This window comes from Shewanella ulleungensis (genome assembly GCF_014648315.1).
GTDB classification, from domain to species: Bacteria; Pseudomonadota; Gammaproteobacteria; order Enterobacterales; family Shewanellaceae; genus Shewanella; species Shewanella ulleungensis.
Genome location: NZ_BMQW01000011.1, coordinates 55566 through 72594 on the forward strand (window position 1 = coordinate 55566; position 17029 = coordinate 72594).

16 protein-coding genes are annotated in these 17029 nt (G+C 42.8%); 4 read left to right on the plus strand and 12 right to left on the minus strand.

Going from position 1 to position 17029, the window contains the following annotated elements; translation table 11 throughout:
- The first annotated feature begins 210 nt into the window (after positions 1 to 210).
- Together cobA and IEY40_RS17140 are read left to right on the plus strand one after the other, a co-directional pair.
- Positions 211 to 1029: a uroporphyrinogen-III C-methyltransferase gene (cobA, locus tag IEY40_RS17135; protein ID WP_188958339.1), complete on the plus strand. Its 819-nt coding sequence runs from the start codon at positions 211 to 213 to the stop codon at positions 1027 to 1029.
- A 190-nt stretch (positions 1030 to 1219) separates the two neighbouring features.
- Entirely contained in the window at positions 1220 to 2944 is a 1725-nt protein-coding gene (locus tag IEY40_RS17140; protein ID WP_188958341.1) for an SLC13 family permease, read from the plus strand.
- Positions 2945 to 2999: 55 nt separating this feature from the next.
- Here IEY40_RS17140 and IEY40_RS17145 read toward each other — a convergent pair whose 3' ends face one another.
- From IEY40_RS17145 to yjjX, 6 genes are all read right to left on the minus strand, one after another.
- Positions 3000 to 4181 (minus strand): membrane dipeptidase, encoded by a 1182-nt coding sequence (locus IEY40_RS17145; protein ID WP_188958343.1) that lies wholly within the window; start codon positions 4179 to 4181, stop codon positions 3000 to 3002.
- A gap of 39 nt (positions 4182 to 4220) precedes the next feature.
- Positions 4221 to 4682 carry a SufE family protein gene (locus tag IEY40_RS17150; RefSeq protein ID WP_188958344.1) on the minus strand — a complete coding sequence of 154 codons (462 nt, stop codon included), beginning with the start codon at positions 4680 to 4682 and terminating at the stop codon, positions 4221 to 4223.
- A 37-nt stretch (positions 4683 to 4719) separates the two neighbouring features.
- Positions 4720 to 5979, minus strand: coding sequence for an aminotransferase class V-fold PLP-dependent enzyme (locus IEY40_RS17155; protein WP_188958345.1), 1260 nt, complete (start codon positions 5977 to 5979; stop codon positions 4720 to 4722).
- A 125-nt stretch (positions 5980 to 6104) separates the two neighbouring features.
- Positions 6105 to 7145, minus strand: coding sequence for an NADP(H)-dependent aldo-keto reductase (locus tag IEY40_RS17160; RefSeq protein WP_188958346.1), 1041 nt, complete (start codon positions 7143 to 7145; stop codon positions 6105 to 6107).
- Positions 7146 to 7288: 143 nt separating this feature from the next.
- Entirely contained in the window at positions 7289 to 7801 is a 513-nt protein-coding gene (locus tag IEY40_RS17165) for a GNAT family N-acetyltransferase (protein ID WP_188958347.1), read from the minus strand.
- Positions 7785 to 8357 (minus strand): inosine/xanthosine triphosphatase, encoded by a 573-nt coding sequence (yjjX, locus tag IEY40_RS17170; RefSeq protein WP_188958348.1) that lies wholly within the window; start codon positions 8355 to 8357, stop codon positions 7785 to 7787. The genes IEY40_RS17165 and yjjX overlap by 17 nt, the downstream gene beginning before the upstream one ends.
- A 259-nt stretch (positions 8358 to 8616) precedes the next feature.
- On the opposite strand from yjjX, the gene IEY40_RS17175 reads away from it, so the two are divergent.
- Together IEY40_RS17175 and IEY40_RS17180 are read left to right on the plus strand one after the other, a co-directional pair.
- Positions 8617 to 9420 (plus strand): DUF4097 family beta strand repeat-containing protein, encoded by an 804-nt coding sequence (locus IEY40_RS17175; protein WP_188958350.1) that lies wholly within the window; start codon positions 8617 to 8619, stop codon positions 9418 to 9420.
- Positions 9421 to 9545: 125 nt separating this feature from the next.
- Positions 9546 to 10340 carry a ribonuclease H family protein gene (locus IEY40_RS17180; protein ID WP_188958351.1) on the plus strand — a complete coding sequence of 265 codons (795 nt, stop codon included), beginning with the start codon at positions 9546 to 9548 and terminating at the stop codon, positions 10338 to 10340.
- 113 nt (positions 10341 to 10453) lie between these two features.
- Here the strand turns inward: IEY40_RS17180 and pepN are convergent, their stop codons facing one another.
- The 6 genes from pepN to IEY40_RS17210 form a co-directional block, all read right to left on the minus strand.
- Complete coding sequence (gene pepN / locus IEY40_RS17185; RefSeq protein WP_188958352.1) at positions 10454 to 13117, minus strand: aminopeptidase N; 2664 nt, start codon at positions 13115 to 13117, stop codon at positions 10454 to 10456.
- Between the two features lie 77 nt (positions 13118 to 13194).
- Entirely contained in the window at positions 13195 to 13788 is a 594-nt protein-coding gene (gene lpoB / locus IEY40_RS17190; protein ID WP_188958353.1) for a penicillin-binding protein activator LpoB, read from the minus strand.
- A 48-nt stretch (positions 13789 to 13836) separates the two neighbouring features.
- Positions 13837 to 15207: a COG3014 family protein gene (locus tag IEY40_RS17195; RefSeq protein ID WP_188958355.1), complete on the minus strand. Its 1371-nt coding sequence runs from the start codon at positions 15205 to 15207 to the stop codon at positions 13837 to 13839.
- A complete protein-coding gene (def, locus tag IEY40_RS17200) occupies positions 15201 to 15713 on the minus strand; it encodes a peptide deformylase (RefSeq protein WP_188958358.1) in 513 nt (170 codons plus the stop codon). The genes IEY40_RS17195 and def overlap by 7 nt, the downstream gene beginning before the upstream one ends.
- A gap of 93 nt (positions 15714 to 15806) precedes the next feature.
- Positions 15807 to 16019, minus strand: coding sequence for a SlyX family protein (locus IEY40_RS17205; RefSeq protein WP_188958360.1), 213 nt, complete (start codon positions 16017 to 16019; stop codon positions 15807 to 15809).
- Between the two features lie 21 nt (positions 16020 to 16040).
- Positions 16041 to 17012: a WD40 repeat domain-containing protein gene (locus IEY40_RS17210; protein ID WP_188958362.1), complete on the minus strand. Its 972-nt coding sequence runs from the start codon at positions 17010 to 17012 to the stop codon at positions 16041 to 16043.
- Positions 17013 to 17029 lie beyond the last annotated feature (17 nt).

Genomic DNA, 17029 nt, shown 5'->3' on the forward strand with positions numbered 1-17029 from the left:
TCTTGATACACATTGTTATCAATTGTGCAGCTTTTGTCGAACAAAGTTCGTTATTGTGTACTTATCGGGTTAGCTTATACGTTTTGGTGTCGTAAATTGATTAATTTACTGCATATTCCTTTTGGTTATAAAAACTAACTTTTTACTATTGTATATGGAATATAGAAACCGCTATATTTGAACATAGTAAATTATCTTGAGGTAGATGTGATGGAATTAGTATCGATGCCGGGTCATAAGGCCAAAGGCAAAGTATGGTTAGTTGGCGCAGGTCCTGGTGACGTTGAACTGCTAACCCTAAAAGCCTATCGCATTCTGAAAAACGCAGATGCAGTATTATATGATGCATTAGTGAGCCAGGATATTTTAGATCTTATTCCAAATAGCGCTGAAAAAATTGCCGTAGGCAAACGCGCTGGCAAACACAGTGCCGCTCAAGATGAAATTAATCAGCTATTAGTGACTAAAGCGTACACCCGTAAAAACGTAGTACGTCTAAAAGGTGGCGACCCCTTTATTTTTGGTCGTGGTGGTGAAGAGTTACAAACATTAGTGGCATCAGGCATTGCCTTTGAGGTGGTTCCGGGGATTACAGCTGCCAGTGGCACGTCTGCTTACGCAGGGATCCCGTTAACACATCGTGATTATGCGCAAGGTGTCACGTTTATTACCGGACATTGCCAGCTAGCCAGTCGCCCAATGGATTGGCAAGGTTACGCCAATCCTAATAACACTTTAGTGGTTTATATGGGGATTTTAAATGCCAACATTATTAGCGAGGGGCTTATTGGTGCTGGCCGAAACGCTGACACCCCAGTGGCTATCGTGTCAAAAGCCACTACATCATCGCAACAACGTTTTTTTGGGACATTGGGTGAGTTAGCACAGTTAGCGGCAGACCCAGCGTTGCAGATGCCAGCATTAATGATTATTGGTGAAGTGGTTGAACTGGCAGACAGCTTACACTGGTTTGAGCCAAACACAGATAAACACACAATCGATTTAGAGGCTGCAGCCAAAGCGCTATAGTCACAAATTTAACCCCGCTGTGTAGACAGCATATTAGGTAATGGAGAACGATAGAGGCAGGCCATTTGATTGTTTTTTATCCAAATAAATTGCAATATTTTTATACTGGCTGATGTAAATACATGTATTATCTGGCGCGTTAGAATAGGGTGTATTTATACATTTAATATCAGCTTGATTGGGTGTAAACATGGGCGAAATTTGGTTGTTATCGGTCATATTGTTAGGGTTAGTTATTGGGCTAATTGCAGGGGTTAGTTCTCCTGTTGCATTATTTTTTTTTGCATCTTTAGCATGTTATTTATTTGGGTTAGCCGATTTAAACGTTATTTTAAGTAGTTTTATAAACAATGGTTTAATTACTTTAGTTTTGCTAGTTCTTGCTGCAACGGCATTAGAAAAGACTTCTTTATTAGGTAAGTTAAGTTATGTTATCGGAAGAAGCTCTCTATTCCCAACCTTGGTTAAATTAGGTTTATCAACAGCTTTACTCTCTTCATTCACTAATAATACCGCTGTTGTGGCATCTATGATTAGTGTTGTGCGTCGTAATCCCACTCATGCACCTTCTAAGCTATTACTGCCGTTAAATTATGCCGCGATCCTCGGGGGCACTTTAACGTTAATAGGTACCTCAACTAATTTGATCGTTAACTCTTTTGTGGAAAATGCAGGTCTTAAACCACTGGGATTTTTTGAGTTTTCGCAAGTGGGTGTGTTGGTTGTTGTCGGCGGCTTAACCTTACTGACCATTCTCGCTAACTTTTTACCTGACCGACGTGAAGAAACTGAAGATGAAGCATTGCCCTATTTACTTGAGGCTCATGTTGCTAAGACCTCAACTTTGGTGGGTAATAGTGTTATTCATAACCGTTTACGTGCACTAAAAAAACTCTACTTAGTTGAATTAGAGCGAAGCGGCATTCGTATTTGCCCTGTGCCACCACAAATGGTGTTGCAAGCAGATGACGTGTTGCGGTTCAGTGGCGCAGTTGAATCAGTTGAATTATTGCATCAATTTGATGGTTTAGAGTGGTTCGGCAAACAACATGCTAAAGGTCAAAATTTGGTGGAAGCTGTGTTAGCGCCATCATCGAGTTTAGTGGGTACCACCTTAAAAGATTCACGATTTCGTGAGGTGTTTGACGCTGCGGTAATGGCTATTCGCCGTGGGCACACACCTTTGAACGGTGGGTTGGGTGATATCGTTTTACAGCCAGGGGACATATTGTTATTAACCCCTGGCAACCGTTTTTTTAAATACCCTAATTTAACTACAGATTTTGCCGCCATTAGCGGTTTAGACCTCAGCGTTCGATTGGATGAAAAACGCGGTAATTGGGTGTTAGCAGGATTTGCCTTAACCATCTTAGCGAGCATCTTTGAAGTATTACCATTAGCCAAAGGGTTAGTGCTATTACTGCTAAGCTATGTGGTAATTGGCGCGGTGACATTAACGGAACTCAAGCGTCGATTTCCGCTAGAGTTAGTGGTTATCGTCGGCAGTGCTCTGGGATTAGCCAACTTAATGGTGACGACTGGCTTAGCAGATCAAATGGCCCAAGGCTTATTAAGTGTGTTTAGTGGTTATGGTGTGTTTGCTGCATTTGTTGGCGTATACTTTATCACTTTAATCGTCACAGAGCTGATAACCAACAATGCTGCCGCGGCGTTAGCATTCCCGGTCGCTTATGCTATAGCCATTAGCTTTGGCGTAGATCCTCGCCCATTTATTATGGCTGTGGTGTTCGGTGCAAGCGCGAGCTTTATTTCTCCTTACGGTTATCAAACTAACCTAATGGTATACAACGCGGGCAACTATAAGCTAAGCGATTTTGTGCGTTTAGGTCTGCCATTGTCTATTGTGTATTCCGCAATAGTATTGCTAGCGATACCATATTTTTTCCCATTTTAAGAACGTTGCAATATAGACTAGAGGCTGGATATTGAATTTTCGGCCTCTAGTCTATTTACACTAATACTTTCTTTAACACTCTTTGCCAGTTTCCGCCCATAAAACGATCGCGATCTGATGATTTAAAACGGGCTTTTTTGAGCGCGTCATCAATGCGGCTCATGCGATCGATATGATTAAACTCTGGGATCACTACGTGTTTAGGCTCTACGTCAAACCCTAATACGTTTTTACTTTGCAGGCTGTGCCACCAGTCAAGGTACTCTTTTACGCCTTCGCTGTTATTGTTATTTAATGCTATAAGGTTTTCTTGGCCCCGAAGTGGGAAATCATTGGCGATGGCTACACAATCGACACCACCGACTTTAGCGATATATTCAAGCTGATCGATGTAATCTTCTATGGTTGGAGTGGGGTTGTTTGTTAGCCAAAAGCTCATCATAAACACTCCAAATACACCGCCGCTGTCGCCTATTGCACGGATTACCTCATCTGACGAGCAGCGTGCATGATTGACAAAGTGTCTGGCTGCGCCATGACTCAGCACAATGGGCGATTGGCTGGCTTTGGCTGTATCAAGTGCGGTTTGTTCGCTTGAGTGACTGACATCAATAAGAATGTTTCTTTGGTTAAGTTCTGCAATCAGTTCACGGCCCGCGTCGGTAAGTGGCTTATTAAGGCCCTGGTTACCATTATTATCTAATGCACCACCCGCAAAACGATTGCCGTAGTGATGAGTCAGTTGTAATACTCGTAGCCCGTGTTGATGCAGTGAGTCTAGTTGTGGCCAAATTGGAAGATTGCCGTTTACTGAGATGCCATCGGCTTCGACACAATCAGCACCTTGGATTTGAAAGTACACAGCGGTGCGTTGTTGCGAGCGAGCTTTTTCGATATCTGTGCCCGTGAGGCCTTGCAAGTATACGTCAGGGTTAGCATTAACCGAGTTTACTGCTTGTTTAATGCTGTTAATACATGCTTGATAAGTGCGTTTATAGTTTTTGGTACCATCGCTTTGCTCTATGGTTTCAATTGCCGAAACGTCAGCGATAAAAGCATCGAGTTTTGAGGCTTTAACATCATTGATGTCATTGGGTAAAAAGGACAACCCGTCAACATACAGACGGTGAGATTGGGCTCCCCAAGCTGGAAGCGTACAAAGTGGACTTAATAATGTGGCTGCTCCAAGGCCTTTTAAGATGTGGCGGCGTGTTGGGTTGCAGACTTTTAGGGTCATTATTATTCCTTAGTTGAGGCCTATATTGGTGGCACTTTTTTAGGTGACACTCTCTTTGGCGTAACGTTTTATTGCTTCGGCTAATGCATTGAGTCCGTTGGTTCTTGAAGGACTTAGCTGGCCACTGAGGCCTAAGCGATCAAAATAAGTAGCTACTTCGAATTGGCTTATTTGTGCAGTGGTTTTCCCTTGAGTTGCCACGAGTAAAATGGCGATTAATCCTTTAACAATCCGCGCATCGCTGTCTGCGATATAAAAATGTTGGTCGTTTTTTTGATGATGATATAACCAGGCTTGGCTTTCACAGCCTTTAACTTGAGCATCAGCTTGCTTGAACTCATCAGCTAATGTGGGTAATTGTTTACCGAGCAGCATGATGTGACGATATTTGTCTTGCCAGCTTTTAGCTTGCTCTATCTGGGTAACTGCTGTTGTTAGCTCTGCAGGTAGCGAGATAAATAACAGACTGTCTGGTGTGTTAGTTGCACTAATTTGGGTCATTAACTGTGTTGTCTCATAAAGCGAGTAGGTTGCCAAGTTATAACAGTAACTCTTTTACCGTATTTAACGCATGAATAAATTGATCAATATCTTGCTTATTAGTGTAGATACCAATTGAAGCGCGGCAGCAGCCTGCTAAATTAAGTTCACTCATCAGCGGCATTGCGCAGTGATGACCGCAGCGCACCGCTACAGCTTGTTGATCTAATAATATGCCAACATCTTGGTGGTGCTCATCTGCGACATTAAATGCCACAGAGCCAATATTGTTCTGCTGTGGGCTATCTGCAATTCCATATAGAGTTATATCTCCCACGCTAAGCAATTGCTGTTGTAAATAACCCATTAACTGCTGCTCGTGTATTGCTATGTCTTGGCGTGGTAAGCCCTGTAAAAATGTAATTGCGGCGCCCAAACCTATTACTTCAGCAATCGCTGGCGTACCTGCCTCAAGCCTGTTTGGCAGCTCACCATATTCAGTACGATCAAAGCTAACGGTTTTGATCATCTCGCCGCCAGTGAGCATGGGTGTTAATGCATCTAGTTGCTCAAAGCGGCCGTATAAAATCCCGACACCTGTTGGACCATACATTTTATGACCAGAAAAGACATAAAAATCACAATCAATGTGTTGTACATTGATATCAAGGTGGGCAACTGCTTGTGCGCCATCGATTAAGGTTAATGCACCGGCATTTTTAGCTTTAGCTATTAGGTCGTTAATTGGGTTTACTGTGCCTAACGCGTTGGATACATGACATAACGCGACGAGTTTAGGCTTGCATGCTAATAGTTGGTCATAGGCGTCAATATCAAGCTGAGCATTAGCTGTAAGCGGTATCGGTTTAATCACCGCCCCAGTGCGTTTAGCCAGCTCTTGCCAAGGGACGATGTTGGCATGATGCGCTGCAGTATCAATTAAGATCACATCATTAGCTTTTAGCTGTTCTGTTAAGCCATATGCCACCATATTGATGGATTCGGTTGTGCCATGAGTAAAAATAATTTCTTGCGGCTTTGATGCATTAATAAAGTGGCCAACTTGCTGGCGAACAGCTTCATATTGGCTGGTAGCCCGAGCTGATAATTGGTGTGCTGCACGGTGAACATTGGCATTGTTGAGCTGATAATACTCATTCATTGCATCAATCACAGCCTGAGGTTTTTGGCTGGTTGCGGCGGTGTCTAAATAACATAAAGGATGATCGCCTAGAGTCTGTTTGAGTGCCGGGAATTGATCACGAATGGCCTGGTGATCAAATGGCGCTTGAGACGGAAATGGGGATATCGACTTCATGAATATGGGGTTCTTTATCAAAATAAAAGGCATAAAGATCTTCAGTGATCTTGATGCCTAATGCAAGGTTTTGTCGGTAATAAGCTTAATGTTACAAGTTAGTTAATTAACTTAATGTTGCGAGTTTACGGGCAAGGAAAACGGTAAAGCGCTGACAGCTCGTTAATCCTAGTCATTAACTCAGTCGATAATGTCACTTTATGACTGTCGATATTTTGTTTGAGCTGATGCAGATCAGTTGCGCCAATAATATTCGCTGCCACAAATTTACGGCTATTAACAAATGCCAAAGCCATTTCTGTAGGGGTTAAGCCAAACTCACGTGCTAGATCGATATAAGCTTGGGTGGCTTGCAATGCAACCGGTGTGCTGTTGTAACGAGCAAAACGTTTGTACACCGTTAAGCGCGCTCCTTCTGGCCACTGATCATTTTCATATTTACCCGTTAAGGTACCAAACGCTAGTGGTGAATAGGCTAGCAATGGCACATTTTCACGATGGCTAATTTCAGACATGGCAATTTCGTAACTGCGGTTAAGCAAGTTATAGGGATTTTGCACACTCACAATACGTGGTAAATCGTGTTTTTCAGCTAACTTAAGGTATTTCATAAAGCCCCATGGGGTTTCATTCGAAATCCCGATATAGCGGACTTTACCTTGCTTTATCACTTCGCCGAGAGCTTCAAGGGTGTCTAAAATAGGCGTGTAATGCTCATCTTCATCGTGCTCATACATCATTTCGCCAAAGAAATTGGTATTTCGGTCTGGCCAATGCACTTGGTATAAATCGATAGTGTCTATCTGTAAGCGACTTAATGAGTCATCCACAGCTTGATGCACATTACGCCAGTCTAGGGCCATATTGTCGCGAATATAGTCACCTTTCCCACCTGGTGCGGCAATTTTGCTGGCGATAACGAGCTCGTCACGATTACCTTGCGCTTTTAAGTAACAACCTAGAATGCGTTCGGTTTCGCCTTGAGTTTCAGCTTTAGGTGGCACAGGATACATTTCGGCGGTATCAATAAAGTTAACGCCTTGGCCAATGGCATAGTCAAGTTGAGCGAAAGCTTGTGCTTGGGTATTTTGTTCACCCCAAGTCATAGTCCCGAGGCAAATTTTACTGACCTCGAGCGTAGAATGTCCGATACGTTGATATTCCATTACCTTCCTCCTATGGAATGTGCTTAATTTGAGGCTACCAAGCTTTTATCTACTTGCAAAGCGCTATCAAACTGTTAGGAGAAGACTGCTTAAAAAACACTCTATAGCAACGTGTTATTGAGATTAAAGTAATGCGTTTTAAGCTATAAACCCATTATCATTGCGATTTCGCAAGCATCGTGACCGGTTTCACCTAAATGCTGGCAGTGGTTAAATCCTAATTTCTCATAGAGTGCTAAGGCTTCGATTAACACTGCAGTAGTTTCTAAATACATCGATTTATAGCCTTGTTGTTTGGCGAACTCAATGCACTGTTTAGTGAGTTTTTTGGCCATACCCTGACCGCGAATTGCACGACAAAAATACATTTTTTGCAGTTCACACACGCCGATATTCCCCACAAGCGCTGCAACGCCAGCACCGCCAACCACTTTACCTTGGTATTCAATCACCCAATATTGTGAGCCTTGTGCTTGATAAACTTCACTTAAGCAGTCGAGGGTTTTGTCTGCAACGCTAAAGCCTTTATCTGGGGTTAACCCATATTCTGCCGACACTTCACGAATAACTGCGGCAATGGCGGTATCATCTTGCGCCGTGAGTGGACGGATTATGGTATCGACTGCGTTGCATGAAGTACTAGTGTGTTGAGTCATTAAATAGTTCCGCATTAATAAAGGGAGTCATGGCCAGTAGCAGGGCCTGAGTATAAATGCTTTCGCGGGTGGCTAAACCTTGTGTGAGTAGGCCTATTGCGCCGCCTTTTTGTTTAATATTCTGGGTGCTAAACATTCGGTCCATCACATGACCCAGTTCTTCGCCAGCGGCTAGAGCATCATATACTGTCAGTGGTAAGGGTAAGTTAGCACTGCGACCAACAGATAAGGTGTCATTACTGATAATTGCCATATAAGCAAATGTTGCAGGGCCATGATCAAAATGGTCTACACCGCCTTCCATTGCCACATAAAAGTCTGCAGCTTGTGCCTGTTGTTGACAATATCGAGCGCGATTAATCGCGCCTAGTTTGGTTTCGGCTTCGCTCATCGGCTGTTCTGCCACTAGCGAGGGGGCATGCATACCTTGGCAGCGCACAGTGCTATTGGGGTAATACTGCGCGATGGCATTTTTGGCGGCATTTATTTTTACCGGATTGGTAGAGCCGACAATAATATTGATGCAATGAAGGTGATCGTGTTGAGTTGTTGTCATAAGTTGTCGTTATTCAGTATTGAATGTATGGATAGTGATATTCACCACTTTGTGTTGTTTTAGGTGATTTGTTAATTTTTCAGCTCAAATAATATTTTAAAAAATCATTGCAAATTGTTATAAAACAATTGCTTACATTTTTGGTATGAAACATGCTTAGTCATAGCTATCAAGGTGAAGATATGAATTAGTCAGTTTACGGCTAACCTTATCTATCAGCCTATTCTATTTCGAAACTCTATTAAAAGGAATTTAACCTATGTCTATTCGAATTGCGACCATTAGCCTAACTGTGGGTTTGGTACTAGGATCGACTATTTTTGGCGCTTCATACACCGAAGCCGAGTCGGTATTTTCGTTATCGGATTCAGCACAAGTGAATGCGGAGCTAACACATTCCCAACAAAAAATGACCCTAGACAGCCAATCTCTGAGCAAATTAGTGGCTAATACTGGCGCCGGTAAATTAACCGTCAAAGGTATTGAAGGACAAAAGCAAATTGAAGTCACCGCGGATATTTATACTGATAAAGACAGTGACGATGTTGAGATTGAATTAACCCTAAACAAGCAAGGCGACAATGCCATGTTTGTTGCCGATATTCAGTCTAACGGTTTTATGGAACAATCTCCTTTTATCGATGTGCTAATCACTGTACCCGAGACTTTAGCGTTAGACATAACCGACGGTTCTGGTTCGATTAAGATAACCGATGTTTCAGCCTCGATTAAGCTCAAAGACGGATCAGGCAGTATTGTGATTGACCATGTTGGTGCGGTTACCTTGGCTGACGGCTCGGGTTCGATTAATATGAAAGATGTTAATGGCAATGTGACATTACAAGACGGCTCAGGCTCTATCAATATCTCACATGTTATGGGTGATATTGACGTTAGCGATGGTTCTGGGTCGATTAATATCGACCAGGTTAATGGTAAGGTGACCATTAGTGATGGTTCTGGTGGCATTAACGTGAGTAATACTAAAGGGCTTGAGATTGTGAGTGCAGGCTCTGGCGGGGTGAATCATCAGCATATCGATGGACCTATTGTTGTCAATTAATGCTCTTGTGGCTTGGATTTATTTGAATAAACAATCAGCAAAACCTGCTTATCTTGCAGGTTTTGTTTTAAAGCCCAAATTAATCGTGGCATGATGCGACATTGATTTGGCAAGGATTAACCACAATGGCAAAGAAGTATTATGTAGTTTGGGCTGGGCGTGAGACGGGTATTTTTACCAGTTGGGATGTCACCAAGCGATCAGTTGATAAGTTTCCTCAGGCTAAATACAAATCATTTGCCACTGAAGCTGAAGCAAAAGCGGCTTTTGCCAAGTCGCCGCACAGCAGTATTGGTCGTGCTGCGGCAAAACCTGCAGCTAAACCGTCGGCATCAGAGTCTCTTAAAAATAATGCTAGTGGTTCTATCAAAACCATAAGCGATAACGAGTCGGTAATAAGCCGGTATGATGTGGTGATATACACCGATGGAGGGTGTGAACCTAACCCTGGTAAAGCAGGTTCTGGGATTGCGGTGTATCATCAAGGTCAACTGGCTGAGTTATGGTTTGGTTTGTTTAACCCAAATGGCACCAACAATACCGCCGAATTGAATGCTTTATATCAGGCATTACTTATGGCAAAAAATGCCATCGAAAACAGTCAAACGGTGTGTGTTATGAGTGACTCGCAATATTCTATTAATTGCATTAGCGAGTGGGCTTATGGTTGGAAATCAAAAGGCTGGACCCGCAAAGGCGGTGAAATTGCGAACTTAGATATTATTAAACAAGCGCATGAGCTCTATGAAACCCTTAAAGACAAGCTTTGCATTAAGCATGTCGCAGCGCACATTGGCATAGAAGGCAATGAGCTGGCGGATCGCATGTCAATTCATGCTGTTGATCAAACCCATAAATCATTTAGTCAGTTTCAACCGCCTTTAGATATCAGCAAAATATTAGCATTACGTACGGGTTAATATTGATAGGATTACTATCTCAGAGATACCGCCACAATTTATCATCATTATAGATACAAGCATAAAAAAGCCGGATTGCTCCGGCTTTTTACGTGTTGATTACATTATGGATATTAGTTCAGCTTTTGTTTAATACTCACACAACGTTGTTCTTGTTGGCGAGCTTCTAGCAGCGCGCGTCTGGCCAGTTGTGATAAACCTGTTTCGCTGTTTAGTACCTGGCTTATCGCATCGATATTGCTCGAACTACAATCGGTTGGAATAAGCTGTGCTGCAAAGCTGCGCATAAATACTGGCCCTTTATCATCCATAAGCTGTAAGTTTGCAAAGCGTTGTTCGGCAGTGGCAGCACTTAATAGCTTTTGTTCAGCAGGGTATAGGTTATACATTGCAACGCGCACTTTTGAAAATGCCATGCTGTCGTTATGTTCAATGGTATTTAACCACTGGCGCTTTAGTGATGACTGCGGACGAACAACTTCAGCAGCAATCGCGGCTTTTTCACCTGAGTCTGATTGGTCAAGGTGTTTTTCTCTCGCTAATAATGCCTGAGCGTCGCCGTAATCATAACGATTTAGCTGGCGGATCATAGCCCAACGGAGGTCTTGATCTATGCTTAAGCCTTTAATATGGCTCTTGCTTTGCAGTAACAATTGAATATGACCAAGCGCATCTCCGTGGCTTGATAAGCTGATGTAGGCATCAAACCAGCGACGTTGAAAATCGCGGTTACGATAGCTTTCCATACTCATACGCAAACTCATTTGGCTGAGTGCTTTTGATATTTTACTATTATAACTGGCATGCATTGGTGCCATAAGATCAAGGTAGCTTTTGGCTCGCTGCATGTTATCTAGCACTTGACCTAAAATGGTGTAATCTTTTTCTAGCGGTGCATTAATCAGGGCAATATTTAAGAATTGATCCAGTGATGTCTTACCGTCTATCACGCTGTCCCACATACTTTGCCATAACATAGAACGTAGAAGCGGATCGCTTACTTGGCTTAGTAATTGTTTAGCCGTCGTAAATGATTTTGGGTCTAATTCTACTTTAACAAAACCCCAGTCGTCGTAGTTTGGATAGGCTAAATCTGGACAAATCTCTCCAATCAGCTCTTTAACCTCGGTATAAGCGCCCTTATAGGTTACTGCGATTGACTGCTGCATTTCTAAACCATAACGTAGCTTGTTAAACAATCCGATTTGTACACGTTGCTCGCGCAAAGTAGGGTGTTGGCTGTCTTCTGCGGTTTGTATTAGAGCAAATGAGGCTATTTGATTGCCTTGGCAAGTGTATTGCGCCTTGATGGTATTAACGCCTGCTGCGTATAGCCACTCTTTGGTCCATAGCGATAAATCGCGGCCGCTGGCTTTGGCTAAACTATTGATAAAATCGTTGAGTTCTGCATTTTGGTAACTGTACTGTTGCAAGTATTGGCTCACACCACGGCGGAAGGTTTCTTCGCCTAAAAGGTGTCGCAACTGTTTAATGGTTGAAGCGCCTTTTTGATAGGTTATAGCGTCAATGTTATCAAATGCATTTTGGCTAGTAGCCACAGGCACTTCAATTGGGTGAGTGGTCACTAGGCTGTCTTGATGATATGCCGCTTGTTTACCAGAGGCATAAAAAGTGCGCCAAGCATGGCTAAACTCAGTCGCTTCGCTGGTGGCTAATGTGCCCATAAATGAAGCAAAACTTTCGTTTAACCATAAGCCATTCCACCATTTCATGGTAACTAGGTCACCAAACCATTGGTGAGCCATTTCATGCATGATAACCCCGGCTAAACGTTCTTTTTGCTCGGCGGTCATTTTGGCATTAAATAAGAAACGATCTTCTGAGAAGGTAATTGCCCCCGCATTTTCCATCGCGCCGTATAAAAAGTCTGGTACTAATACTTGATCGTACTTTTTAAATGGGTAAGCAATACCAAAGTAGCGGTCAAAGAAGTCTAGGCCTTGTTTGGTGTAAGTAAACCAATCTTGTGGGGTGACTTGCTCGGCAACCGATTGGCGTGAGAATAAGCGCATAGGGTAGCGGCCTGAATTGTCTTCCCAGACTTTATATGGGCCCGCATGCATCGAGAAGTTATATGGGCTTAATTTTGGGGTAACAGGGAAGCTCCAAAGGTTGGTATCGCCTTGGTCCACCACATTGGTTTCACGCATGGCGCTGATCACTTGCCAGTCTTTTGGAGCATGTACATTTATTTGGTAGGTGGCTTTTAAGTCTGGTTGGTCAAAAACGGCAAACATTTGTTGCGCGGCAGCAGGTTCAAAATGTGAATACAGGTAAACTTTATTGTCTACTGGGTCAACAAAGCGATGCAATCCTTCGCCATTGGTACTGTGCTCGCGGGTAAACTCGACAATCACTGTGTTGTTGCCACTGACCAATAAACTTTGATTAATAACAATGTAAGCGCCGTTGTAGTTAGGGTAAACCTTGGTGCCGTTAATGATAAATTGTTTAATGTTGGCTTTATTGAGATCGAGCGTTAACGATTTAGGCACACTGCTTAAGTCAAAGTGTACTGTTGAGATGGCACTGAATTGGCTGTGTTCACTTAAAAAGAAGGTTAAATCGTATTGTACATTTGATACTACTTTGGCGCGTGCTTGCGCTTGTGCTTGGCTGATGTAAGCCGAACCATCACGTTGTAATGATGAGGTTGAAAGTGAGCTACTGCAGCTGAACACGCTGGCACAACATAATGCAACAAAAGCGGTTTTAATAACCCGTGGACTAAACAATTCAGTGGATAACAATTTCACGTTAGTGTTCCTAACTTATTATTGGGTGTATGAAAAAGCCGACATCAATGTCGGCTTTATTGCTATGTGCTTGTGTATTACAAGCCCAAAAATGACTTCGACTTAACTTTACGAATTTCTTTTTCATCAGACCATTCAATTAAGCCTGTTTCAAGATCCATTAAACGCATAGTCATTTTGTAGTAAACGTCTTTAGTGCTGCCATCTTGCTTAACGATGCTCGATAAGTTGCCGTATAACATATACTGAGCGCCAATTTGGCGGCCAAATTTTATGGCAGTTGTTGGGTCGACCATACCTGCATTATTTTGATAGTCTAGCTGTTTACGCACTGTGTCCACTTTCGTCATGTCGATAAAACGGAACTTACCAGAGCGTAATAACTTGTTGCTAATCGTGTCGGTAACAGATTCAGTATCAATATGCTCAGAGGTTTTATTTTTAATTTTATCTACAAAAATAATTGGACGATTATTTTGGGTGATAACAACCACTGGTGGGAATGTCATCATGCTGTCGACCATTTTAGCTGCAATGTCTTGCAAATCGGTTGAACCAAAGTTTTCGTTAACAGTTTCGACTTCAGTGGCATCGCCGTATTCTACTTTAGATTGACAGGCGCTCAGCCCTATCACTGCGGCTAACACAAATATCAGTTTCAAGTTTTTCATAATAAATTCCATTGGTGATGAGTGACAGTTGATAAGGGTTATCATCTATTAGATGATTATCGAATAAAAACGGGTACGATTTCCAGTCTCTATTGCCCAAATTAATGTTGTACGGCTTGGTTTTACTTCAATTTTTACATTTTGGCTGTTATTTAAGCGTATATCGTAGTCGCCAGCATCGATAAATTGTTTTGCTATTTGTGCTTGGCGCGGCAAGGTTAACCAACTTCTGCGGTCTGCTTGTTCGCTAATCACGTTAAAAATTTGCATAACAAGTGCGCCAGCATCAACTTGATTGTTGGCGCGTCGGCTACCACTTTGCACACTTTGGTTTAATTCGTACTTGGCGTAAATCCTTGCTGCTTGGCGAAATAACGCTGCAGGTAGGTCTTCTTTCAAGGCATTAATCGCTAATGCATCGATATTGGCAATGTTTTGCGCTTCTAGATTATCACCTAAGCCTTGAATTAGGCTTGCAGTGGTTAATTGTCGCTGCGGTTGATACGTGGCGAGTGACGCGCTTTGTATATTGCCATTAATCGGAAACGGTACGGTAATACTTTGTTTTTCTGGTACAAAGCTTCGTTCAACAATAAATACTACTTGCCCTTGACCTTCACTTGGCATTACTGCCTCGCCCCAACGTTGTTGAAACTCATCCAATTGAGGCATGGCCAATTGCTTTGCTAAGCGCACTAAATCTTGTTGTAAATATTGGTTGTCAGGTGTGATTTGCGCAGCTTTACGGTAATCAATAAATGCATCATTTGGCTCGTTAGCCAGTTCGTGCAACAAACCAGTTATGTAGTAGCTGTATGCATTTAAAAATGAACTGGTAACACTGCCCGTTGATTGGCTTAATTGCGCCATTTGCGCATCAATGGTGCCATTAGCCATGTTTTGCACTGACTTTTGCGATTTTTGATAACGTGCTTGCTCGATGCTTTGCAACTCATTACTGCGGCGCACCTCTACTAATGCGCCTTGTGCATCACCACTAAATAAATAATTTAATGCTTGATACTGGTGCACCATAATGCGCTCATAACCTGGGCCTCGATAAGGTATGGCGTTGTCATTTAATAATAAACTGCTTGCGCCTGAGCCAAGTTTACTGGCACTGATAATGGCTTTGTCGTCAAAAGCTTGATATGCCGAAATAGCTTGTTGGTAATAGGCCTTACTTCGCTCAAAGTCGCCAGCAACTTGCATAATCCGCCCCGACTCTTGTGCATAAAGCAGGCCGTCGTTGCCGTTAATGTTGTCTGCTAAATCGTTGATGTTTGCCGTTGGATAGTCACTGCTCAACTGTTGTTTATAAGGGGCGATTTGTGAGGGGTAATTTACAAATACACTGTTATAAGCACAGCCCGACAGCCCGACCATGAGTAAAAACGCCATTGATAGTGATTTTAACATGGCATAACCTCTGGCTGTGACGCCATTAAGTTAATGCGTTCAAGCAAGGTAATGCCCTGCAGATGATCATATTCATGCTGAAAAATACGCGCGACAAAACCGGTTAACACTTGTTGTTGCAATTGTCCGTCAAGAGATTGGTATTGCACTTCAATTTGGCTATGGCGCAAAATAGTTAAGCGTTTTCCCGGGATTGATAAGCAGCCTTCAATGCCGGCTTCTGTGGCGGTTGAGGTTGATAATATCTTGGGGTTAACAACTACAGTTGGCGACATCATGGGGGCATCTGGATAGCGTTCGTTGGGGTTGGAAGCCATGATAAACATTGCTGCTCTGCTAAACACTTGTGTGGCTGCTATACCGACTCCATTAGCATTGAGCATTGTGTTAAGCATACCATCGGCCAATGCACGTAGTTTATCATCAAACACCGTCACAGGCTCAGCCATCAGCGTGAGAATATCATCGCCTGTAGTGGCTATTGTGAGGTGTTGATTTAAGTCCATGTATGCCTGCTAATCGTTAAGGGGATCAATGATAAGCTATTCACCAATGGGTCAAGCCGCGCACGGATTGTCATGGTATTTAGTATGACGTTATTAATAGTGCGGTGGCGGTGTTTCATCGGCTTGGGAAGCCATATTACTTGGCTCCATCGCTTGCATTTTGTTGACCATTAATAGCATTTGATGTTGTTGTCTGGCAACTAATGTATTGAGTTTAATCACTTCTTGATTAAGTTCTTCAATGGTGATGTCTTGAAAAGAAAGTTTCATTTCAAGGTCGTCAATCTTTTGCAAAACGTGCTCCATATGGGCCTCTATTTATTTCTGTTACTGCTGCCAATATTCAATTAAACCTTGGCTACTAATGCTGACAATGGTGCCTTGGGCTGTCATTGCGGCAGAGTATACTACAGCGCCTCTGTTTTGGGTGTTTTTACTCAGCTGAACTTGCCAGTGCTTTAAGGATTTACCTGAATCAACTTGCCATAAAAAAATTTCTTTTGAGGGCGTGCCCGTGAGCAGCTGTGTATCATTTTTGACAAAGCGTGCCGAGGAAAAGTTCATTTGACGGCGAATGATATTCAGCTTGTTGATTTGTTTACCAGAAGCGGATTGCCATATAGTGGCATTGCCGGTGATATCTGCCGCAAAACTTAAGCTACCACTGTCGTTGATAAGAACTTTGGTTATACGTGAATTCAACAGCCATTGATTAATAGGTTGGCCACTTTGGCTATTCCATAACATCACTTTGCCATCATTTCCGCCTGTTAGCGCCATTTGACCATCGGCACTTATCGATACGCTATTAACTTTTTCTTGATGACCTAAAAATTGAATTAAGCGATTTTTTTGTGGTGATAACGACATCACTGAACCATCAACAAGCCCCACTAATGTTTGGCCATTATTGGCGATGGCGACACTCTGGGCATAAGAGGGCAATGACCACCAGCCAACTGAACTGCCGTCATCTAAGCGCCAAATAGCTAATGAGTTACTGCTAATGGTTGCGGCAAAAGCATTATTGGCTGATATTGCCGTATCGATGACGTTACTGGTGTTATCTTGCTTACCCTGCAGCCATTGGTAGGACATGTTCGGGCCGGTTAAATCCCAAACTTGCACACCATTGTTGGCGGTACTCACTAATACTAATTGGCCGTCGTCAGACAGGCTAGCGCTGTAACTGGCATCTGTCGTGATCTCGATAACCTTGTTTGGTGCAGGTTGGCAACCTGATAAAAGCCATACGCACAGCCAAGTTGAGCAAAAAAACAGCATTGAAACCCGTGTCATGAACTTGCCCCTTGAAT